Genomic DNA, 22,590 nt, shown 5'->3' on the forward strand with positions numbered 1-22,590 from the left:
AAGGCCTGTCCGGATGCGCTGGCAGTGGCCCATGGCACGCGGCGCTGGAGCTACCAGGCGCTCGACCGGCAGGCCAGCCGGCTGGCCGGGTACCTGCTGGAGCAGGGCGTACAGGCGGGTGACCGGGTAGCCTTGCTGCTGCCTCGTTCGTTCGATCTGCTGGCGGCCCAGCTGGCCGTCAGCAAATGCGCGGCGGTGTTCGTGCCGCTGGACGGCAACGCGCCGGCCGAACGCCAGGCGTTCATGGTGGCCGACAGCCAGGCGCGGTTGGTGCTGACCTACAGCGACCAGTCGCAAGTGGAGGGTGCGCGTCGGGTCGAACTCGACCGGCTCGATCTGGGGGGCTACGCGGATGCGCCGCTGGGCCTGGCGGTTGACGCCGGCAGCGCGGCATACATCATGTACACCTCTGGCTCCACCGGCACGCCGAAGGGCGTGCAGGTGCCGCACCGGGCCATCGTGCGCCTGGTGATCAACAACGGCTTTGCCGATTTCAACAGCCAGGACCGCGTTGCCTTCGCCTCCAATCCGGCGTTCGACGCCAGCACCCTGGAAGTCTGGGCGCCGTTGCTCAATGGCGGCGCTGTGGTAGTGATCGACCAGGACCAGGTGCTGTCGCGCCAGGACCTGCGCGAAGTGCTGCTGGAGCAGGGCGTCACCGTGCTGTGGCTGACCGCTGGCCTGTTCCATCAGTTCGCCGACGACCTGCTGCCGGCGTTCCGAGCGCTTCGCTACCTGATGGTCGGTGGCGATGTGCTGGACCCGGCGGTGATCGCCCGGGTACTGCGTGATGGTGCGCCGCAACACCTGCTCAATGGCTACGGCCCGACCGAGGCCACCACCTTCAGCACCACCCACGAAATCACCGAGGTGGGCGAGGGCAGCATCCCGATTGGCAAGCCGATCGGCAACAGCCGCTGCTATGTGCTCGATGCCCGCCAGCAGTTGCTGCCAGTGGGCGCGGTGGGCGAGTTGTACATTGCCGGTGACGGCGTGGCCCTGGGGTATCTGGGGCAGCCGGAACTGACGGCTGAGCGCTTCCTGCTGGATCCGTTCAACGGTGGCACGATGTACCGCAGCGGCGACCTGGTGAGCTGGCAGGCCGACGGTACCCTGCGTTACCTGGGCCGTGCCGACCAGCAGATCAAGCTGCGTGGCTTCCGTATCGAACTGGGCGAGATCGAGGCGCGCCTGGGCGAGTGCCCGGGTGTGCGCGATGCCGCCGTGATCGTGCGCGAGGATGTGCCGGGCGATAAGCGCCTGGTCGCTTACTTCACCGGCCAGGCGCCGACCATCGGCGAGCTGCATGAGCGTCTGCAAGGCGTGCTGTCGGACTACATGCTGCCGTCGGCCTATGTGCTCCTGGATGCGCTACCGTTGACCGCCAACGGCAAGCTCGACCGCCGCGCCTTGCCGCAGCCGGGCAGTGAGGCGCTGGTCAGCCGTGCCTTCGAGGCGCCGCAAGGTGAAATCGAAACCGCGCTGGCCGCGATCTGGGCCGAGGTGCTCAAAGTCGAGCAAGTGGGTCGCCATGACCACTTCTTCGAACTGGGCGGCCACTCGCTGCTGGCGGTAAGCCTGATCGAGCGCATGCGCAAGGCCGGCCTGGATGCCGATGTGCGCGTACTGTTTGCCCAGCCGACCCTGGCGGCGCTGGCGGCTGCGGTGGGCTCGGGACGTGAGATCGAGGTGCCGTCCAACCGTGTCCCAAGCGATGCGATGCACATCACCCCGGACATGCTCAGTCTGATTGATCTCGACCAGGCCAGCATCGACCGAATCGTCGCCAGCGTGCCGGGTGGCGCCGCCAACGTGCAGGAAATCTACCCGCTGGCGCCCCTGCAGGAAGGCATCCTCTACCATCACCTCAGTGCCGAGCAGGGCGACCCATACCTGCTGCAGACCCGCCTGGCCTTCGACAGCCTGGATCGCTTGCAGGCCTGCGCCGAGGCCCTGCAACAGGTCATCGACCGCCACGACATCCTGCGCACCTCGGTGGTCTGGGAAGGACTGGGCGAGCCGGTGCAGGTGGTCTGGCGCGAGGCCCAGCTGGCAGTCAGCGAAGTCACCGGGCTCGGCGAAGACGCAGTGATCGAGCGGCTGCACGCGCACTTCGATGCCCGCCTGCAGCGGCTGGACCTGACCCAGGCGCCGCTGCTGCGCCTGACCTACGCCCTGGACCCGGCCCTGCAACGGGTGGTGGCCGTCCTGCACTTCCACCACCTGGCCCTGGACCACACGGCGATGGAGGTGATCGTCCACGAACTGCAGGCGATCCTTTCCGGTCGCCAGCACCTGTTGAGCGCGCCCGTGCCGTACCGCACCTACGTGGCCCAGGTTCGCCTGGGCGCCGCCGAGGCGGGGCACGAGGCGTTCTTCCGCGACATGCTCGGCGATGTCGACGAGCCGACCTTGCCCATGGGCCTGGCCGATGTGCAGGGCGACGGGCGCGATATCGAGGAGTCGCGCCTGCCGCTGGATCCGGCCTTGTCGCGCCGGGTGCGCGAGCAGGCAAGGATGCTCGGGGTCAGCGCCGCGAGCCTGATGCACCTGGCCTGGGCACGCGTGGTGGGCGTGCTGGCGGGGCGTGCTGGCGTGGTGTTCGGCACCGTGCTGATGGGCCGTCTGCAAGGCGGCGAGGGCGCCGACCGGGCGCTGGGGGTGTTCATCAATACCTTGCCGCTGCGCATCGACACCGCCAAGGGCACCCGCGCCGCGGTGCAGGCCACCCACCAGCGGCTGTCGGCGCTGCTCGGGCATGAGCATGCATCGTTGGCGCTGGCCCAGCGTTGCAGCGGCGTGCCGGCCTCGGCGCCGCTGTTCAGTGCCTTGCTCAACTACCGTCATAGCCCGACGGATACGGCCGGTGTGGATGCCGCAAGCTTCCAGGGCATGCATCAGCTGGGCGGTGAAGAGCGCAGCAACTACCCGCTGACCCTGAGCGTGGACGACCACGGGGAAGGCTTCAGCCTCAGCGTGCTGGCCCAGCTGGGGATCGGTGCCGAACGGGTCGCAGGTTGGATGACCGCTGCCGTGAGCCAGTTGATCCAGGCGTTGGAGCAAGGTGGCGCGGCGCAGGTCGACAGGCTGCCCATCCTCGACGGCACGCAGCGGCGTCAGGTGCTCGAAGGTTTCAATGTCACGGACATGGACTACCCACGAGGGCAGACCGTGCACGCGTTGGTCGAGGCCCAAACGCCTGAAGCATTGGCCGTTGTACAGGGTGAACTGAGCCTGAGCTACGGCGAGCTCAACCAGCGTGCCAACCGCCTGGCTCATCACCTGATCGAGCGTGGCGTGAGCCTGGGCGATCGCGTGGCACTGTGCCTGGAACGTGGCCCGCAACGGTTGGTGGCGATGCTGGCCGTGCTCAAGGCCGGGGCGGCGTATGTGCCGGTCGATCCGGGCTATCCGGCGCAGCGGATTGCCTATCTGCTCAGTGACAGCGCACCGGCATTGGTGCTGGTCGAATCGGCCACCGAAGCGTTGGTCGGCGATGTAGCTAAAGTATTGATGGATGGCGATGACTGGCTCGACCACGCGGCCAGCAATCCTGTGGTTGCAGGGCTGGACGAAAATCAGCTGGCTTATGTGATCTATACCTCCGGCTCCACCGGCCAGCCCAAGGGGGTGATGGTTGAGCACCGCACCCTGGCCAACCTGGTTCACTGGCATTGCCAGGCCTTCGAGTTGGGCGCCGGCAGCCACACCTCCAGCGTCGCCGGCTTTGGCTTCGACGCCATGGCCTGGGAAGCCTGGCCGGCACTGAGCACCGGAGCGGTACTGCATCTGCCGCCGGCGTCCATCGGCGGCGAGCATGTCGATGAACTGCTCGACTGGTGGCTGGAGCAGCCGCTGCACGTGAGCTTCCTGCCGACACCGGTCGCCGAGCAGGCGCTGCGCCGTGAACGCCAGCACCCGACCCTGAGCACGCTGCTGGTCGGCGGCGATCGCCTGCGTCAGTTCGACCGCGATCCGGGCTTTGCCCTGGTCAACAACTATGGCCCGACCGAAACCACCGTGGTGGCGACATCCGGTCAGTTGCAACCGGGCGGTGCGCTGCATATCGGCAAGCCGACTGCCAACACCCGCGTCTATGTACTCGACGAGCAACGCCAGCCCGTGCCGGTGGGTGTGACCGGCGAGCTGTACATCGGTGGTGGGCAGGTCGCCCGAGGTTACTTCAACCGCCCTGAACTGACCGCCGAGCGCTTTGTCGACGATCCGTTCAACGGCGGCCGGATGTACCGCACGGGCGATCTTGTGCGCTGGAATGCCGACGGCACGCTGGACTACCAGGGCCGCAATGACGACCAGGTGAAGATCCGTGGCGTGCGGGTCGAGCTGGGCGAGATCGAGGCCGCGCTGAAGGCTCAGCCGGGTATCGCGGATGCCGTGGTACTGGTGCGCAACGAACGTCTGCTGGCCTGGTTCACCGAAGCTGCCGTGGTCGATCTCGACACCCTGCGCCAAGGACTGCAAACCCGCCTTCCGGGCCACTTGATACCACAAGCCTTCGTCCGCCTGGACGAGCTGCCACTGACCAGCCACGGCAAGCTGGACCGCAAGGCCTTGCCGGACCCTGACCCTGCAGCCCTGGCACGCCAGGCCTATGTCGCCCCGATCGGCGCGACCGAGGAGGCCATGGCCGCGATCTGGGCTGAAGTCCTGGGCATCGAACAGGTCGGTCGTCACGACAATTTCTTCGAACTCGGCGGTCACTCGTTGCTGGCGGTGAGCCTCACCGCGCGGCTGCGCCAGGCCGGCCTGCAGGCCGACGTGCGCACCCTGTTCGGCCAGCCGACGGTAGCGGCGCTGGCGGCGACCCTGGGCCATGGCCGCCAGGTCGAGGTCCCGGCCAACCGGATCCCGGCCGGCTGCACCCAGATCACCCCGGACATGCTGCCGCTGGTGGAACTGGAGCCGGCCGCCATCGAGCGCATCGTCGCCACGGTGCCGGGTGGCGCGGCCAACGTGCAGGACATCTACCCGCTGGCGCCGTTGCAGGAAGGCATTCTCTACCACCACCTCAGCTCGCCGGAGCACGACCCCTATGTGCTGCAATCGCGCATGGCCTTCGCCAGCCGTGACCGGCTGCACGCCTTCGTCGATGCCCTGGGCAAGGTCATCGCCCGTCATGACGTGCTGCGTACTTCAGTGCTGTGGGACGGCCTGCCGCAGGCATTGCAAGTGGTCTGGCGCCAGGCCGGGCTGGCGCTGATCGAGGTGGCCGACGAGACTGCGGTGCCCCATGCCCTGGCCCTCGACCGGGCGCCACTGGTGCGCCTGTACCACTGGCCGGACGCGCAGGGCGCCGGACGGCAGGCCGTGCTGCAGTTCCACCATATCGTCCTCGACCATACCGCGCTGGATGTGCTCGGCCGGGAACTGGTCGGCTATCTGCAGGGCGCGCCGGTGCCCGCCGAACAAGGCGCGCCGTACCGCAACTACGTGGCCCAGGCGCGGCTGGGCGTCAGCCAGGCCGAGCACGAGGCGTTCTTCCGCGAGCAGTTGGGGGATATCGACGAGCCGACCCTGCCGTTCGGCCTGGGTGATGTGCAGGTCGATGGCCTCGGCATCGAAGAAGCTCAACTGTGGCTGGGCGAACCGCTGGCCAGCCGTCTGCGTCAGCAGGCACGGCAGCTGGGCATCAGCGTCGCCAGCCTGTTCCACCTGGCCTACGCCCGCCTGCTGGCCGCCGCCAGCGACCGTGACAGCGTGGTATTCGGCACCGTGCTGCTCGGTCGCCTGGAAGGCGGCGCGGGAGCGGACCAGGCGCTGGGCATGTTCATCAACACCTTGCCGCTACGCCTGGACCTTGCAGGCATCGACCTGCATGACGCCGTTCGCCAGACCCAGCAGCGCCTGAGCGCCTTGCTCGCCCACGAGCATGCCTCGCTGGCCCTGGCCCAGCGCTGCAGTGGCGTGCCGGCCCCGGCGCCGCTGTTCAGCGCCATGCTCAACTACCGCCACGGCAGCCAGGCGGACGAGGAGCAGCGCCAGGCCTTGCAAGGCATCGAGACCCTCGACAGCAACGAGCGCAGCAACTATCCGCTGAGCCTGAGCGTGGACGATATCGGCGAACGCTTCCGACTGGTCGCCCTGGCCCCGGCGGAGGTTGGCGCCGCGCGTGTCTGCGAGCAGATGCGCCGGGTGCTGGAGGCCATGGCCGAGGCCTTGGCCCATCAGCCACGGCAAGCGCTGCTGCAACTGCCAGTGCTGTCGGCCGCGGAACGCGACCAGCTGGTGCACGACTTCAACCGCACGGCGCAGCCCCACGACCTGAACCGGACCCTCCAGGAACTGTTCGAGGCCCAGGCGTTGCGCACGCCCGAAGCCGTTGCGCTCAGCGCCGAGCAGGGTGAACTCAGCTACGAGCAGCTCAACGCCCAGGCCAACCGCCTGTCCCATCACCTGATCGCGCTGGGCGTGCGGCCCGACGATCGTGTGGCGATCTGTGTCGAGCGCGGTTTGTCGCTGGTGGTCGGCCTGCTGGCGATCCTCAAGGCCGGTGGCGCCTATGTGCCGCTGGACCCTGACTATCCGGCCGAACGGATCCGCCACATGCTGGTCGACAGCCAGCCACGGGCGGTCCTGGTGCAGGCGGCCACCCGGGCGCTGATGGGGGATCTGCCACTGACCCAGGTCGATCTCGACCAGGCGGACTGGACCCGTCAGCCAAGCCACAACCCGCAGGTGCCGGGCCTGACCGCCGCCAGCCTGGCCTATGTGATCTACACCTCCGGCTCCACTGGGTTGCCCAAGGGGGTGATGGTCGAGCACCGCAACGTGGTCAACCTGGTGCACTGGAGCGCCGGGCTGTTCCCGGGTGAGGGTGCGTTGTTGCACAAGACCCCGGTGAGCTTCGACGCCTCGGTGTGGGAGCTGTTCTGGCCGCTGTGCAGCGGCGTGCGCCTGGTGCTGGCGCGCCCGGACGGCCAGCGCGACCCGCAGTACCTGGCAGATCTGATCCGCCAGCAGCAGGTCGGCGTGGTGCAGTTCGTGCCGGCGCTGCTGCAGCAGTTCCTCGAACACGATGCCAGCGCGGCCTGCGGCAGCCTCAGCGATATCGTCTGCGGCGGCGGCGAGCTGACCGAGGCCCTGGTGCGCCAGGTGCGCGAGCGCCTGCCACGGGCAAGGCTGCACAACGTCTACGGGCCGACCGAGACCACGGTCGATTGCAGCGTCTGCACCTTGCACCCGCAGGACCCGCTGACGCCTGGCGCGCTGCCCATCGGTCGACCGATCGACAACACCCGGCTGTACGTGCTCGATGGCCACGACCAGCCCGTGCCGTTGGGCGTCGCCGGCCAACTGCACATCGGCGGCGCCGGGGTGGCGCGTGGCTACCTGGGGTTGCCGGAGCAACAGGCCGAACGTTTCATCGCCAGCCCGTTCGCCGACGGCGAGCGCCTGTACCGCAGTGGCGATCGGGTGCGCCAGCGCCCTGACGGCAGCCTCGAGTTCCTCGGCCGCACCGACCACCAGATCAAGCTGCGTGGCCTGCGCATCGAGCCGGGCGAGATCGAGGCCTGTCTCACTCGGATACCTGGGGTGCGCGAAGCCGTGGTGCTGGTGCACGACGCCCAGCCGGCCGGCCCGCGCCTGGTGGCCTACGTCACCGGCGACGTGCCGCCCGCCGAGGCCCTGCGCGAGGCGCTGCTGGGGCAACTGCCCGAGTACATGGTACCGGCGCTGTTCATGGCCCTCGACGCCTTGCCGCTGACCCCCAACGGCAAGCTCGACCGCAAGGCGCTGCCGCAGCCAGACCTGCCAGCGCGTGCCTACGAGGCGCCGCTGGGCGACACCGAACAGCTGCTGGCGCGTATCTGGGGCGAGCTGCTGGGCGTGGAGCGGGTAGGGCGCCACGACAACTTCTTCGAACTGGGCGGCCACTCGCTGCTGGCCGTGACCCTCACCTCGCGCTTGCGCGAGGCGGGCCTGGAAGCCGACGTGCGCAGCCTGTTCGAACACCCGACGCTGGCAGGTTATGCCGCCATCACAGACAGAATGGAGATCGTCCTGTGAGCATCAACGAACTACTGGCGACCCTGGCCGCCAACAATGTCCAGCTGGCCCTCAAGGATGGCCAGCTGGTGGTCCAGGGCAATCGCCAGGCCCTGAGCGACGCCGCGCTGGTGGCGCGGCTGCGCGAGCACAAGCCGGCGCTGCTGGAGATGCTCGAACGTGGCGAGTACGTGGCGGCGCGCCAGGGCAGCGTCGAGGTCCCGGAAAACCGCATCCCGGCCGGCTGCACGCGGATCACCCCGGCCATGCTCAGCCTGGTCGAACTCGACCAGGCCAGCATCGACCAGTTGGTTGAGGGCGTGCCCGGCGGCGCGGCCAATGTGCAGGACATCTACCCGCTGGTGCCTTTGCAGCAAGGCATGCTGTTCCACCATGCCAGCGCCGGCGCCCACGATCCCTATGTGATGCAGGCGCGCTTCGTGTTCGCCAGCAGCGCCCGGGTCGAGGCCTTCGCCCAGGCCCTGCAAGGGGTGATCGACCGTCACGACATCCTGCGCACCTCGGTGCACTGGAAGGCCCTGGAGACGCCGGTGCAGGTGGTCTGGCGCCAGGCCCGCCTGCGGGTCACCCAGCTCGCCGAGGGCCAGCTGCCGGACAGCGGCTTCGACCTGACCCAGGCACCGTTGATCCGCCTGCAATGCCAGGCCGCGCAGGTGGATGGACAGGTCCACGCGACCCTGCAGTTCCACCATGTGGCCATGGACCACAGTGCCCTTGAGGTGGTGCGTCACGAGATGCTTGCCTTCCTGCTTGGCGAAAGCGCCCGGCTGGGCCGTCCGCTGCCGTTCCGCAACCATGTGGCCCAGGCCCTGCTGGGCGTCGGCGAGGCCGAGCACGAGGCGTTCTTCCGCGACATGCTCGGCGGCGTGGATGCGCCGACCCTGGCCTATGGCCTGGCCGATGTGCAAGGGGATGGCGCGGCGCTGAACGAGCACGCGCTGGACCTCGACCTGGCGCTGTGCCGCGAGCTGCGCGCCCAGGCCCGCAGCCAGGGGGTGAGCGTCGCCAGCCTGTTCCACCTGGCCTGGGCGCGGGTGCTGGGCGGCCTGACCGGGCGCGACCAGGTGGTGTTCGGCACCGTGCTGATGGGCCGCCTGCAAGGCGCCGAGGCCACCGACCGGGCGCTGGGCATCTTTATCAATACCTTGCCGCTGCGGGTGGACCTGGACGCCGCCGACCTGGCCAGCGCAATCAAGGCCACCCACCAGCGCCTGAGCACGCTGATGCGCCATGAGCACGCGCCCTTGGCCCTGGCCCAGCGCTGCAGCGGCGTGGCGGCGCCGACGCCGCTGTTCAACGCCTTGCTCAACTACCGCCACAGCGCGGCCTCGGGGTCCGAAGCGTTGCTGCGCGCCGGCTGGGCCGGGATCGAGATCGTGCATGCCGCCGAAGCCACCAACTACCCCTTGACCCTGAGTGTCGACGACTTCGGCGAAGCCTTCCGCCTGACTTTGCTAGCCAGCCCCGAGGTGCCGGCACGGCGTGTCTGCGCCTATCTGGAGCAGACCCTGCGCAGCCTGCTCGCGGCAACGCCCACCGCTGAAATCAGGGCGCTGCCGATGGTGCCTGGCGACGAGCGTGAGGAGCTGCTGGAAACCTTCAACCAGACCCCGGGCATCGAACAGCCGCACGGTCCGTTGCATCGGCGTATCGAGGCCGTGGCCCAGGCCCATCCCCACGCCCTGGCCGCCACTGCCAATGACCAGTCGCTGACTTATCAGCAACTGAACCAGCGCGCCAATGCCCTGGCCCACCACCTGATCGGCCTGGGCGTGCGCCCCGACGACCGCGTGGCAGTGTTCGCCCGCCGCGGCCTGGACACGCTGATTGGCCTGGCCGCGGTGCTCAAGGCCGGCGCCGGCTATGTTCCGGTGGACCCGGCCCACCCGGACGAGCGGGTGCGCTACCTGCTCGACGACAGCGCGCCAGTGGCCGTGCTGACCCAACAAGCGTTGCGTGGCCGCCTGGATGGGGTCACGGTGCCCGTGCTGGCGCTTGATCAGGCTGACTGGCCGCAGCGGCTGGATGATCCCGTCGTCGCCGACCTGGGACCGGAACACCTGGCCTACGTGATCTACACCTCGGGCTCCACCGGGCAGCCCAAGGGGGTGATGGTCGAGCACCGCACCTTGAACAACCTGGTGGACTGGCACTGCCGGGCCTTCGACCTGTGCCTGGGCCGGCACACTTCGAGCCTGGCCGGCTTCGGCTTCGACGCCATGGCCTGGGAGGTCTGGCCGGCGTTGTGCGTCGGGGCCACCCTGCACCTGGCGCCCGCCGGCGAGGGCCATGAGGACCTCGATGCGTTGCTGGCCTGGTGGCGCGACCAACCGCTGGATGTCAGCTTCCTGCCGACGCCGGTGGCCGAATACGCCTTCAGCCATCAGCTCGGGCACCCGACCTTGCGTACCCTGCTGATCGGCGGCGATCGCCTGCGCCAGTTCAACCGCACCCAGACCTTTGCCGTGGTCAACAACTACGGCCCGACCGAGACCACCGTGGTGGCCAGTTCCGGGGTGGTGGAGGCGGGGGGCGCGCTGCACATCGGCGGCCCCGTGGACAATGCCCGCCTGTACGTGCTCGACGCCGGGTTGCAGCCTGTGCCATTGGGCGTGGCGGGCGAGCTGTACATTGGCGGCGCCGGGGTCGCCCGTGGCTACCTTGGCCGCCCGCAGCTGACCGCCGAGCGCTTCCTCGACGATCCGTTCGCGGCCACCCCGGGCGCGCGCATGTACCGTACCGGCGACCTGGTGCGCTGGCTGGCCGGCGGCACCCTCGATTACCTGGGGCGCAACGACGACCAGGTGAAGATTCGCGGGGTGCGTATCGAGTTGGGCGAAATCGAGAACCGCCTGAACAGCCTGCCAGGCATCGGCGAGGCCGTGGTGGTGGCCCGCGAGGACCAGCCGGGCCAGCCGCGCCTGGTGGCCTATTTCACCGCGCAAACCGGACTCGAGGCACCCTTGCCCGAGCACCTGCGCACGCAACTGCTTGTCCATCTGCCGGAGTACATGGTGCCGGTGGCCTTCGTCGCGCTGGAGGCGCTGCCGCTGACCGCCAACGGCAAGCTCGACCGCCGCGCCTTGCCGGCGCCGGAGCGTTCGGCGCTGTTCGAGCGCGGCTACGTGGCCCCCGAGGGCGAACTGGAAAGCGCCCTGGCCCAGCTGTGGGCCGAACTGCTGCAGGTGGAGCGGGTTGGCCGGCATGACCATTTCTTCGCCCTGGGTGGCCATTCGCTGCTGGCCATGCGCATGGTGTCCCAGGTGCGCCTGCGGCTCGGCGTCGAGCTGACCCTGGCCGAGCTGTTCGCCAATCCCGAGCTGGCCGCCGTGGCCCAGGTGCTGGCGAGCGCCGGGCACAGCACGCTGCCGGCCATCGTCGCGGTGTCCCGCGAGCAGCCCCTGCCGTTGTCGTTCGCCCAGCAGCGCCTGTGGTTCCTGGCCCAGCTGGAGGGCGGCAGCCAGGCCTACAACGTGCCGCTGGCCCTGGGCCTGCGTGGCTCGCTGGATGCCGACGCGCTGGAACGCGCCTTGCTGTGCATCGTCGCGCGCCATGAGGGCCTGCGCAGCCGCTTCGTGCCCGCAGGCGACAGTGCCGAGGTGCACATCGCCGAAAAACCGCAACCGGGCTGGCTGCGGCGCCTGAGCCTGGCGCCCGATGACCTGGCCGCGCACCTGCAGGCCGAGGCCAGCGCGCCGTTCGACCTGGTCGAGGGACCACTGTTGCGCGCCAGCCTGCTGCGCCTGGAGGATCAGCACCATGTGCTGCTGCTGACCCTGCACCATATCGTCGCCGACGGCTGGTCCCTCGGCGTGCTGACCCGTGAGCTGGGTGCGCTGTACCCGGCCATGTGCCAGGGCCAGGACGATCCGTTGCCGACCCTGGGGATCCAGTACGGCGACTATGCCGTGTGGCAGCGGCGCTGGCTGGCCGGTGAGCAACTGCAACGCCAGGCCGACTACTGGCGCCAGGCCCTGGACGGTGCGCCGACCCTGCTGAGCCTGCCGAGTGATCGGCCACGACCGCCACGCCAGGACTTCAGCGGCGCCAGCCTGGCGCTGCAGCTGGATGCGCGTCTCGGTGCCGGCCTGCGGGCCCTGGCCCAGCGGCATCAGGCAACACTGTACATGGTGCTGCTCAGTGCCTGGGCCGCGACCCTGGCACGGCTGTCCGGCCAAAGTGAAGTCGTGGTGGGCTGCCCAGTGGCCGGGCGCGGCCATGCCGAGCTGGAGCCGCTGGTGGGGCTGTTCGTCAACACCCTGGCGCTGGGCATCGACACGTCGGGCGCGCCGAGCAGCGAGCGCCTGCTGGCCCAGGTGAAGGCACGCCTGCTCGACGCCCAGGCGCATCAGGACCTGCCGTTCGAACAGGTGGTGGAGATCGTCCGCCCGGCGCGCAGCCTCGGCCATACGCCGTTGTTCCAGACCACCCTCAACTGGCTGGCCACCGAGGGCGCCGCGCCGAGCCTGGCGGGTTTGCGCCTGGAGGGCGTGCCCCAGGCCAACCAGGTGGCCAAGTTCGACCTGTCGCTGAGCATGGGCGAGCAGGGCGAGGCGCTAGTCGGCAGCCTCGAGTACGCCACGGCGCTGTTCGATGAAAGCACCGTGCACCGTTTCGCCGGTTACTTCGAGCGCCTGCTGCGGGCCATGGTCGCCAACGACCAGGCACCCCTGGCCGAGGTCGAACTGGTCGGTGACGTCGAACGCCGGCGCCTGCTGCATACCTTCAATGGCAGCGCCCGGGCATTCCCGGTCGACCAGACCCTGGCGACCCTGATCGAGGCCCAGGCGGCCCGTGCCCCGCAGGCGATGGCCGCCGTGGCCGGCGATGCACGCCTGAGCTACGGCGAGCTGAACCAGCGCGCCAACGCCCTGGCCCATCACCTGATCGAACGCGGCGTGGGGCCGGACGACCGGGTAGCGGTGGTCGCCCGGCGCGGCCTGGACACCCTGGTGGCGCTGCTGGCGGTGCTCAAGGCCGGTGGCGCCTATGTGCCCGTGGACCCGGCGCATCCGGATGAGCGCCTGCGCTACCTGCTCGAGGACAGCGCCCCCGTTGTGGTCCTGGCCCAGCAGGCGCTGCTGGCGCGCCTGGACGGGTTGTCCGTGCCTGTGCTGGCCCTGGACCGGCCGGACTGGCCGGCGCGCACGGACAATCCCGAGCTGCCCGGCCTGCTGGCCAGCCACCTGGCCTACGTGATCTACACCTCGGGCTCCACCGGGCAGCCCAAGGGGGTGATGGTCGAGCACCGTACCCTGGCCAACCTGGTGCACTGGCACTGCAAGGCCTTCGAGCTGGGCGCCGGCGAGCACACCGCCAGCGTCGCCGGCTTCGGCTTCGATGCCATGGCCTGGGAGGTGTGGCCGGCCCTGTGCGCCGGCGCGGTGCTGCACCTGCCGCCGGCCGAGCTGGGCAACGAGCAGCTCGACGGGCTGTTGGCCTGGTGGCTGGAGCAACCGCTGAAAGTGGCCTTCCTGCCGACACCGGTCGCCGAATATGCCTTCACCCAGGGGCTGCGCCATCCGACCCTGCGCACCCTGCTGATCGGTGGCGACCGTCTGCGCCAGTTCACCAGCGACCCGGGCTGCGTGGTGGTCAACAACTATGGTCCCACCGAGGCGACGGTGGTCGCCACCTCCGGGCTGGTGCTGCCGGGCGGGGCGCTGGACATCGGCCGGCCGATCGCCAATGCCCGGGTCTACCTGCTGGACGAGGCGCGGCAACTGGTACCGTGCGGTGTGACCGGCGAGCTCTACGTGGGCGGTGCCGGGGTGGCGCGGGGCTATCTGAACCGCGCGCAACTGACGGCCGAGCGCTTCCTCGACGACCCGTTCAGCGAGCAGCCCGGCGCACGCATGTACCGCACCGGTGACCTGGCCCGCTGGAACGCCGACGGTACCTTGGACTACCTGGGCCGCAACGACGACCAGGTGAAGGTGCGCGGCCTGCGCATCGAGCTGGGGGAGATCGAGGCACAACTGCTGGCCTTGCCCGGCGTCGCCGAAGCGCTGGTGCTGGCCCGCGAGGACCAGCCCGGCCAGCCGCGCCTGGTTGCCTACTACATTGCCGGCCCCGAGGCGCAGCCGGTCGGCGCCCTGCGCGCCGCCCTGCAACAGCGTCTGCCGGCTTACATGGTACCTGCCGCGCTGGTGCGCCTGGATGCCTGGCCATTGACCGCCAACGGCAAGGTCGACCGTCGGGCGCTGCCGTTGCCCGAGCGCGAGGCATCGGCCAGTCAGGCCCACGAGGCCGCCGAAGGCGTGCTGGAAATGGCCCTGGCCGAGCTCTGGTGCGAGCTGCTGCAGCTGGAACGGGTAGGGCGCCAGGACCGCTTCTTCGAACTGGGCGGCCATTCGCTGCTGGCCATGCGCATGGTCGGCCAGGTGCGTGCACGCCTGGGTCGGGAACTGTCGCTGGGCGAGCTGTTCGGCGACGACCGCCTGCTGGCGGTGGCGGCGACCCTGGCCGAGCGCGGTGGCGAGGTGCTGCCGGCCATCGAACCGACGTCCCGTGGCCAGTCCCTGCCGCTGTCGTTCGCCCAGCAGCGCCTGTGGTTCCTGGCGCAGATGGACGATGCCAGCGCCGCCTACCATATTCCCCTGGGCCTGGCCATGCGCGGCCCGCTGGACCGTGCGGCGCTGGAGCGGGCACTGGCGCGCATCATCGAGCGTCACGAGAGCCTGCGCAGCCACTTTACCCAGGAAGGCGCCGAGGCGCGGGTGCGGGTGGCCCCAGGGCGTGGCGGCTTCGCCCTGGCCTGGCACGACCTGCGCGGCGCCGCGCAGCAGCTGCCCGAACTGATGCAGGCCGAAGCGCTGCTGCCCTTCGACCTGGCGCACCAGTTGCCGGTGCGTGGCCGCCTGCTGTGCCTGGCGGCGGAGCATCACGTGCTGCTGCTGACCTTGCACCATATCGTCGCCGACGGCTGGTCGATGGGTGTGTTCACCCAGGAGCTGGCGGCGCTGTACCAGGCCTTCAGCGAAGGGCGCGACGATCCGCTGCCGGCGCTGGCGATCCAGTACGGCGACTACGCCCTGTGGCAGCGCCGCTGGCTGGCCGGCGACGCGCTGCAGCGCCAGGGCGAATACTGGCAACAGGCCCTGGCCGGCGCGCCGGTGCTGCTGACCCTGCCCACCGACCGGCCGCGGCCGGCCCGCCAGGACTATCAGGGTGACCGGGTCGAGATACGTTTGGACCGGCGTCTGAGCGAGGACCTCAAAGCGCTGTGCCTGCGCCATGGCGTCACCCCGTTCATGCTGTTCGGCGCTGCCTGGGCGGTGCTGCTGGCGCGCCTGTCCGGCCAGGCCGAGGTGGTGATCGGCACGCCGGTGGCCAACCGTCGGCAGGCAGAGGTCGAAGGGCTGATCGGGTTGTTCGTCAACTCCCTGGCCCTGCGCATCGATACCGCCGGACTGCCCGATGTCGGCGCGCTGCTGGCCCGGGTCAAGGCCTGCGTCAGCCAGGCCCAGGACCATCAGGACCTGCCGTTCGAACAGGTGGTGGAACTGCTGCACCCGCCGCGCAGCCTGGCCCATACCCCGTTGTACCAGGTGTCGCTGGCCTGGAACGGCGTGCCGGGCGAGGCCTTGCAACTGGGCGACCTGCAACTGGAGGCGCTGGGCGGCGCGCAGATCTTCGCCAAGTTCGACCTGACCCTGAGCCTGGGCGAGACCGCCGACGGCTACGGCGGCGCCCTGGAGTTCGCCACGGCGCTGTTCGACCGGGCGACCATCGAACGCCATGTCGGCTACCTGGAGCAATTGCTGTGGGCGATGGCCGGCAGCGACCAGGCGGTGCCGGCGAAGGTCGAGCTGCTGGGCGCCGCCGAGCGCCGCCAGGAGCTGGTGACCTGCAATGCCAGCGAATTGGTCGGTGGCCTGCAGCAACCGGTGCAGGCGTTGTTCGAGGCGCAGGTGGCGCGTATGCCGCAGGCGTTGGCGGTGCAGGCCGAGGACGGCCAGATGAGCTACCGGCAACTGAACGAGGCGGCCAACCGCCTGGCCCATCAGCTGATCGCCCAGGGCGTGGTCGCCGACAGCCGCGTCGCGGTGTGCCTGGCCCGTGGGCCGCAACTGCTGGTCGGGCTGCTGGCGGTGCTTAAGGCCGGCGGCGCCTACGTGCCGCTGGACCCGGGCTACCCCGACGAGCGCCTGGCCTACATGCTTGCCGACAGCGCGCCGCTGGCATTGCTGGTGGATGCCGGCAGCCGCGGGCGCTTCGTCGACAGCGCGGTACCGCGCCTGAACCTCGACCAGCCGACCTGGACCGGCCAGTCGCCGGATAATCCGCAGGTGAGCGGCCTGGGTGCCCGCCACCTGGCCTACGTGATCTACACCTCCGGCTCCACCGGCACGCCGAAAGGGGTGATGGTCGAGCACCGCAGCCTGTGCAACCTGGTGCACTGGAGCTCGCGGCTGATCGCCCCGACCGTCGAGGGCGCGCTGCTGCACAAGACCCCGGTGAGTTTCGACGCCTCGGTGTGGGAATTGTTCTGGCCACTGTGCGCCGGCCTGCGCCTGGTGCTGGCGCGTCCGGACGGTCAGCGCGATCCGGCCTACCTGGCGGCGCTGATCCAGCGCCAGCGGGTCAGCGTGGTGCAGTTCGTGCCGGCGCTGCTGCAGCAGTTCCTCGCCCTTGAGGCCAGCGCGGCCTGCGACAGCCTCACCGATATCGTCTGTGGCGGCGGCGAGCTGACCACGGCGTTGCTGCACCAGGTGCGCGAGCGCCTGCCGCAGGTGCGCCTGCACAACGTCTATGGCCCGACCGAGGCCACCGTCGATTGCAGCGTCTGGACCCTGGAACCCGGGCAAGCGCTGCCTGAAAGCGCGCCACCGATCGGTCGGCCGATCGCCAATACCCGGCTGTACGTGCTCGACCGCAACGGCCTGCCGGTGCCCCGTGGCGTGGTGGGCGAGCTGCACATCGGTGGCGTCGGCGTGGCCCGTGGCTACCTGGGCCTGCCGGAACTAGACGCCGAGCGCTTCGGCGACAGCCCGTTCGTGGTCGGCGAGCGCCTGTACCGCAGCGGCGATCTGGTGCGCCGCCGCGCCGACGGCGAGCTAGAGTTCCTCGGCCGCGACGACTTCCAGGTCAAGCTGCATGGCCTGCGCATCGAGTTGGGCGAGATCGAGGCCTGCCTGGCCAGTCATCCCGCCATTCGTGAAGTGGTGGTGCTGCTGCGTGGCGAGCGGTTGGTCGCCTGGTTCACCGTCCACGACGACGCGCCCGGGATCGAGGCGCTGCGCCGGCATGCCCTGGCGCGACTGCCGGACTACATGGCGCCGTCGGCCTATGTGGCGATGCCGGCCATGCCGCTGACCGCCAACGGCAAGCTCGACCGCCAGGCGTTGCCCGAGCCCGGCGCCGAAGCCGTGCTCAGCCGTGCCTATGAGGCGCCGCAAGGGGAAGCCGAAATCCATCTGGCGGCGCTGTGGGCCGAGCTGCTGAACGTGCCGAGGGTAGGGCGCCAGGACCACTTCTTCGAACTGGGTGGCCACTCGCTGCTGGCGGTGACCCTGATCGCCCGCCTGCGCGCCGAGGGCCTGGAGGCGGATATCCGCGTGCTGTTCGCCGAGCCGACCCTGGCCGCCCTGGCCGCGACCCTGGGCCAGCATGGCGGGACCCGGGTGCCGGCCAACCGTATTGGTGCCGACTGCCGACGCATCACACCGGACCTGCTGGCGCTGGTGGCGCTGGAGCAGGCGGCCATCGACCGCATCGTCGCCCAGGTCCCGGGCGGCGCCGCCAACGTGCAGGACATCTACCCGCTGGGGCCGTTGCAGGCGGGGATTCTCTACCACCACCTGGCCAGCGAGGGGGATGATCCGTACCTGTTGCAGGCGCGTTTCGCCGTGGCCGACCGCGCGCGGCTGGAGGCGCTGCAGCGGGCCTTGGACCAGGTGATCGCCCGTCACGATATCCTGCGTTCCTCGCTGTATTGGGACGGCCTCGCCGAGCCCGTACAGGTGGTGTGGCGCCAGGCCTCGCTGCCGGTACAGGAGGTGACGGCGCAGGCGCCGCAGGTCCTGCGCCTGGACCTGACCCGCGCGCCCATGCTGCGCTTGCTGCACAGCCAGGACCCGGCCAGCGGGCGCATCACCGCGACCTTGCTGTTCCACCACCTGGTCATGGACCACGTGGCCCAGGATGTGCTGCGCGCCGAGCTGCAGGCCTGCCTGCTCGGCGAGCAGCACCGGTTGCCCGCGCCGGTGCCGTACCGCAACTACATCGCCCAGGTGCTGCAGGGCGCGGGCGAGGCCGAGCACGAGGCGTTCTTCCGCGAACAACTGGGCGACATCGACGAGCCGACCTTGCCCTATGGTCCGCATCCGCTGGCCCATCAGGGCGCCGAGGCCGAAGCCCGGATACTGCTGGACGACGGGCTGGCGCGACGCCTGCGTGAGCAAGCGCGATTGCTGGGTGTCGGTGCCGCCAGCCTGATGCACCTGGCCTGGGGGATGGTGCTGGGGCAGTTGTCGGGGCGCGACAGCGTGGTGTTCGGCACCGTGCTGCTCGGTCGCCTGCAGGGTGGCGAAGGCGTGGAGCGCGCCTTGGGCGTGTTCATCAACACCTTGCCGCTGCGCCTGGAGGTGGGCCGCCTGCCGGTGCGCGAGGCGCTGCTCGACACCCACCGCCGGCTTACCGGGCTGCTGGTGCACGAGCATGCGCAACTGGCCCTGGCCCAGCGTTGCAGCGCGCTGCCGCCCGGCGCGCCGCTGTTCAGCGCCTTGCTCAACTATCGCCACAGTGCCACGGCCCTGGTCCGTGACAGTGCGGCCGGGCGTGCCTGGGAAGGCATCGAGCTGCTGCATGCCGAGGAACGCAGCAACTACCCGCTGGCCTTGAGCATCGACGATCTGGGCGAAGGCTTCGGCCTGACCGCGCAGTGTGCGCCGGGCCTGGATGCGCGGCGCCTGTGCGGTTATCTGCAGCAGGCCCTGGAAAACCTGGTCGAGGCCCTGACCGAGGATCCCGAACGAGGCCTGGAACGGCTGGATATCGTGCCAGCCGGGGAGCGCCAGCGGTTGCTGGTGGGCTTTAACGCCACGCAACGTGATTACCCGCGAGCGTTGCCGGTGCAGCGCCTGTTCGAGCAGCAGGTGGCGCGGCACCCACTGGCGCTGGCGGCGCGCCATGATGAACGCCAGCTCACCTACGGCGAGCTCAACGAGCAAGCCAACCGCCTGGCCCACTGGCTGATCGGCGAGGGCGTGGCGGCAGGTGACCCGGTGGCGATCCTGCTGCCGCGTTCGTTGCCCTTGCTGGTGGCGCAGCTGGCCGTGCTCAAGTGCGCGGCCATCTACGTGCCGCTGGACATCAACGCCCCGGCCGAACGCCAGGCGTTCATGGTCCAGGACTGCCAGGCCGTGGCGCTACTGACCCTTGGCAGCCTGGCGGCGGAATGCGAGGCGCGGCGCATCGACCTGGACTGCCTGGCCCTCGACGACCAACCGACGCACAACCCGAACCTCGCGCAGGACGCCGACGCGGTGGCCTATGTGATGTACACCTCGGGCTCCACCGGTACGCCGAAGGGCGTGCGGGTAACCCACCGCGGCATCACCCGGCTGGTGCTGAACAACGGCTATGCCGATTTCGATGCCAGCGACCGTTTCGCCTTCGTCTCCAACCCGGCGTTCGATGCCGCCACCCTGGATGTCTGGGGCGGCCTGCTCAACGGCGGCCAGGTGCTGGTGATCGATCACCAGACCCTGGTCGAGCCGACGCAGTTCGCCACCGCGTTGCGCCAGGGTGGCGCCAGCGTGATGTTCGTCACCACGGCGCTGTTCAACCAGTATGTGCAGCTGATCCCCGAGGCCCTGGCCGGGCTGCGGATCCTGCTGTGCGGCGGCGAGCGCGGCGAGCCTGCCAGCTTCCGGGCGTTGCTGGCGCGGGCGCCGAACCTGCGCCTGGTGCACTGCTACGGACCCACCGAGACCACCACCTTTGCCACCGCCTGCACCGTGCGGGCCGTGGCCGACGGCGCCGAGCATGTGTCGATCGGCGGCCCGATCGGCAACACCACGGCCTATGTCCTCGATACCCACGGGCGCCTGCTGCCCGAAGGCGTGACCGGCGAGCTGTACATTGGCGGCGACGGCGTCGCCCTGGGCTACCTGAATCGCCCGCGACTGACGGCCGAGCGTTTCCTCGACGACCCGTTCGGCACTGGGCCCGGCGCGAGGTTGTACCGCACCGGCGACCTGGCCCGCTGGCGTGATGACGGCCAGCTGGAATGCCTGGGACGCACCGACGATCAGGTGAAGATCCGTGGTTTCCGTATCGAGCTGGGCGAGATCGAGCAGCACCTGGCCCAGTGTCCGGGCGTGGACGAAGTCGTGGTCATGGCTCTGCGCCTGGAGCAGGGACCGCTGCGCCTGGTGGCCTGGTACACCCGTACCGACGCAGCCCTCGACGGCGTGGCGTTGCGCGGATTCCTGCGCCAACGGCTGCCGGAGTACATGCTGCCGGCGGCGTTCGTCGCGCTCGAGGCGCTGCCGTTGACCAACAATGGCAAGGTCGACCGCCGGGCGCTGCCGCTGCCGGGCGCGCAGGACCTGGCCGTGGCAGTGTTCGAGGCCGCCGCAACACCGGTGGAGCTGGCGTTGGCCGCGCTGTGGGCGCAGGTACTGGAAGTCGAGCGGGTCGGGCGGCATGACAGCTTCTTCGAACTGGGCGGGCATTCGCTGTCGGCGATCCGCCTGGTGGGCGAGATGCGCCAGGCCGGCCTGCACACGACCCTGGCGCAGCTGTTCCAGCACCCGACCATCGCCACCCTGGCTGCGCGCCTGGGCCAGGGTGCGGAGGAGGACGAAGGCCTGGTCACGGTGCGTGCCGCAGGCAGCCAGCCTGCATTGTTCCTGATCCACGAGTTCAGTGGCCTGGACCTGTACTTCCCGGTCCTGGGGCGGCATATCGAAGGTGATTTCCCCGTCTATGGCCTGGCTGGCGTCGCCCCCGGGGAAGCGCAGCTGAACACCATGGAGTGCCTGGCGGCACGCCTGGTACGGCGGATCCGCGCCGTGCAGCCGCACGGGCCGTATCGGCTGGCCGGCTGGTCGTTCGGCGGCGTGCTGGCCTACGAGGTGGCCGCGCAGTTGCTGGGCGCGGACGAGCCGGTGGCCTTCGTCGGCCTGATCGACACCTATGTGCCGCGCCTGAGCGACCAGGGCAAGGCGCGCTGGCAAGGGCCGCACCTGCTGCAAGGGCAGCTGTTGCTGCATTGCCGGGTGCATTGGCAGGCCCAGGGCGAGGCGGGAGCCGCGCAGTTGGCCGAGATCGTGGCATTGCAGCCCGGGGCGCTGGCGTTCGAAGCACTGCTCGCCCACTGCCGTGAGCGCCAGTTGCTGGTGCCCGGCCTGGTCCAGGCCAGCGACGGGCAATTGCGTCACTTCTTCGAGCGTCACCTGGCCCATGGGCATGCCCTGGCCCACTACCGGCTGGCACCGCTGCCGGTGCCGCTGCACCTGTTCGTGGCCGAGCAGCGCAGCGCCGGCATCGTCACCGACAGCCCGACCCTGGGCTGGGCCGAGGCCTTGCCGGGGCAGGCGTTGCAGTGCCTGAGCGTGCCGGGCGATCACCAGAGCATGGTGCAGGATCCGCAGGCGGCGGTGTTGGGTCAGGCTATCGCGCAGGCGTTGCAGGCCGCACCCGGCGCCGCTCCGCCGACACACCAGCCGCTGCTGGCGATCCAGAGCGGCACGCCGTCCCATATCCCGGTGTTCTGCGTGCCGGGGGCCGGCGACAGCGTGACCAGCTTTATCGGCCTGGCCGAAGCGCTGGGGCCGGACTGGCCGGTGCATGGCCTGCAGGCCCGGGGCCTGGCCGCGGGCGAGGTGCCGCACAGCGCCGTGGAGGCCGCCGCCGACTGCCATGTCCGGGCCATCGAGGCGCTGTACCCCGAAGGCCCGTTGAACCTGGTCGGGCATTCGTTCGGTGGCTGGGTGGCCCATGCCATGGCGCTACGCCTGCAGGCCAAGGGGCGCGAAGTGCGCTCCCTGACCCTGATCGACAGCGAGGCGCCGGGCGCGGCGGGCAGTTGCGGCAAGCCGTACACCTTTACCCAGGCCCTGCAGCGGCTGATCGAGTCGTTGCAGCTGTCCACCGGCAAGTCGTTGGGCATCGAACCTGCGGCCTTTGCCGAAACCGACGATCAGGAGCAACTGCGCCAGTTGCACGCGGCCATGGTGCGGGTCGGCTTGATGCCGTCGCGTTCCTCGGCGCAGGCGCTCGAGGGCGTGGTGCGGACCTTCGCCACGGCCCTGCGCACGGTGTACCGTCCCGAGGGCGGGTTCAACGGCCTGGCGCGGCTGGTGCTGGTGGCCGATCCGAGCCTGGACGCCGCCGGCAACCAGCGCGAGCAGCAGGCCATGGAGGAGGGCTGGCGCGATTGGCTGCCACAACTGGAGGTATGGCAGGGGCCGGGCAACCACTTCAGCATCCTCAAGGTGCCGGATGTGTTCAGCCTGGCGGCGTGGTGGCATGACGGGCAGGCCCTGTATCACGGCAGGGTGAAGCAGTAACACCGTCGTGGGCGCGGGGCATGCCTGCGCCTACGGGACC

At 69.9% G+C, this 22,590-nt stretch carries 2 protein-coding genes (1 of these 2 only partly in view); both read left to right on the forward strand.

Features of this window, described 5'->3' with window-relative positions:
- Window positions 1–8,028, forward strand: partial view of a non-ribosomal peptide synthase/polyketide synthase gene (locus VUG52_RS12960; protein ID WP_331833068.1) — the final stretch only. It extends 17,427 nt beyond the left edge of the window; 8,028 of the gene's 25,455 nt are visible here — the last part of the coding sequence; its start codon lies beyond the left edge, outside the window; the stop codon is at window positions 8,026–8,028.
- Window positions 8,025–22,550 (forward strand): amino acid adenylation domain-containing protein, encoded by a 14,526-nt coding sequence (locus VUG52_RS12965; protein ID WP_331833070.1) that lies wholly within the window; start codon window positions 8,025–8,027, stop codon window positions 22,548–22,550. The genes VUG52_RS12960 and VUG52_RS12965 overlap by 4 nt, the downstream gene beginning before the upstream one ends.
- Window positions 22,551–22,590: the final 40 nt, after the last annotated feature.

This window comes from Pseudomonas sp. LH21, from assembly GCF_036549575.1.
Taxonomy (GTDB): Bacteria; Pseudomonadota; Gammaproteobacteria; order Pseudomonadales; family Pseudomonadaceae; genus Aquipseudomonas; species Aquipseudomonas peradeniyensis.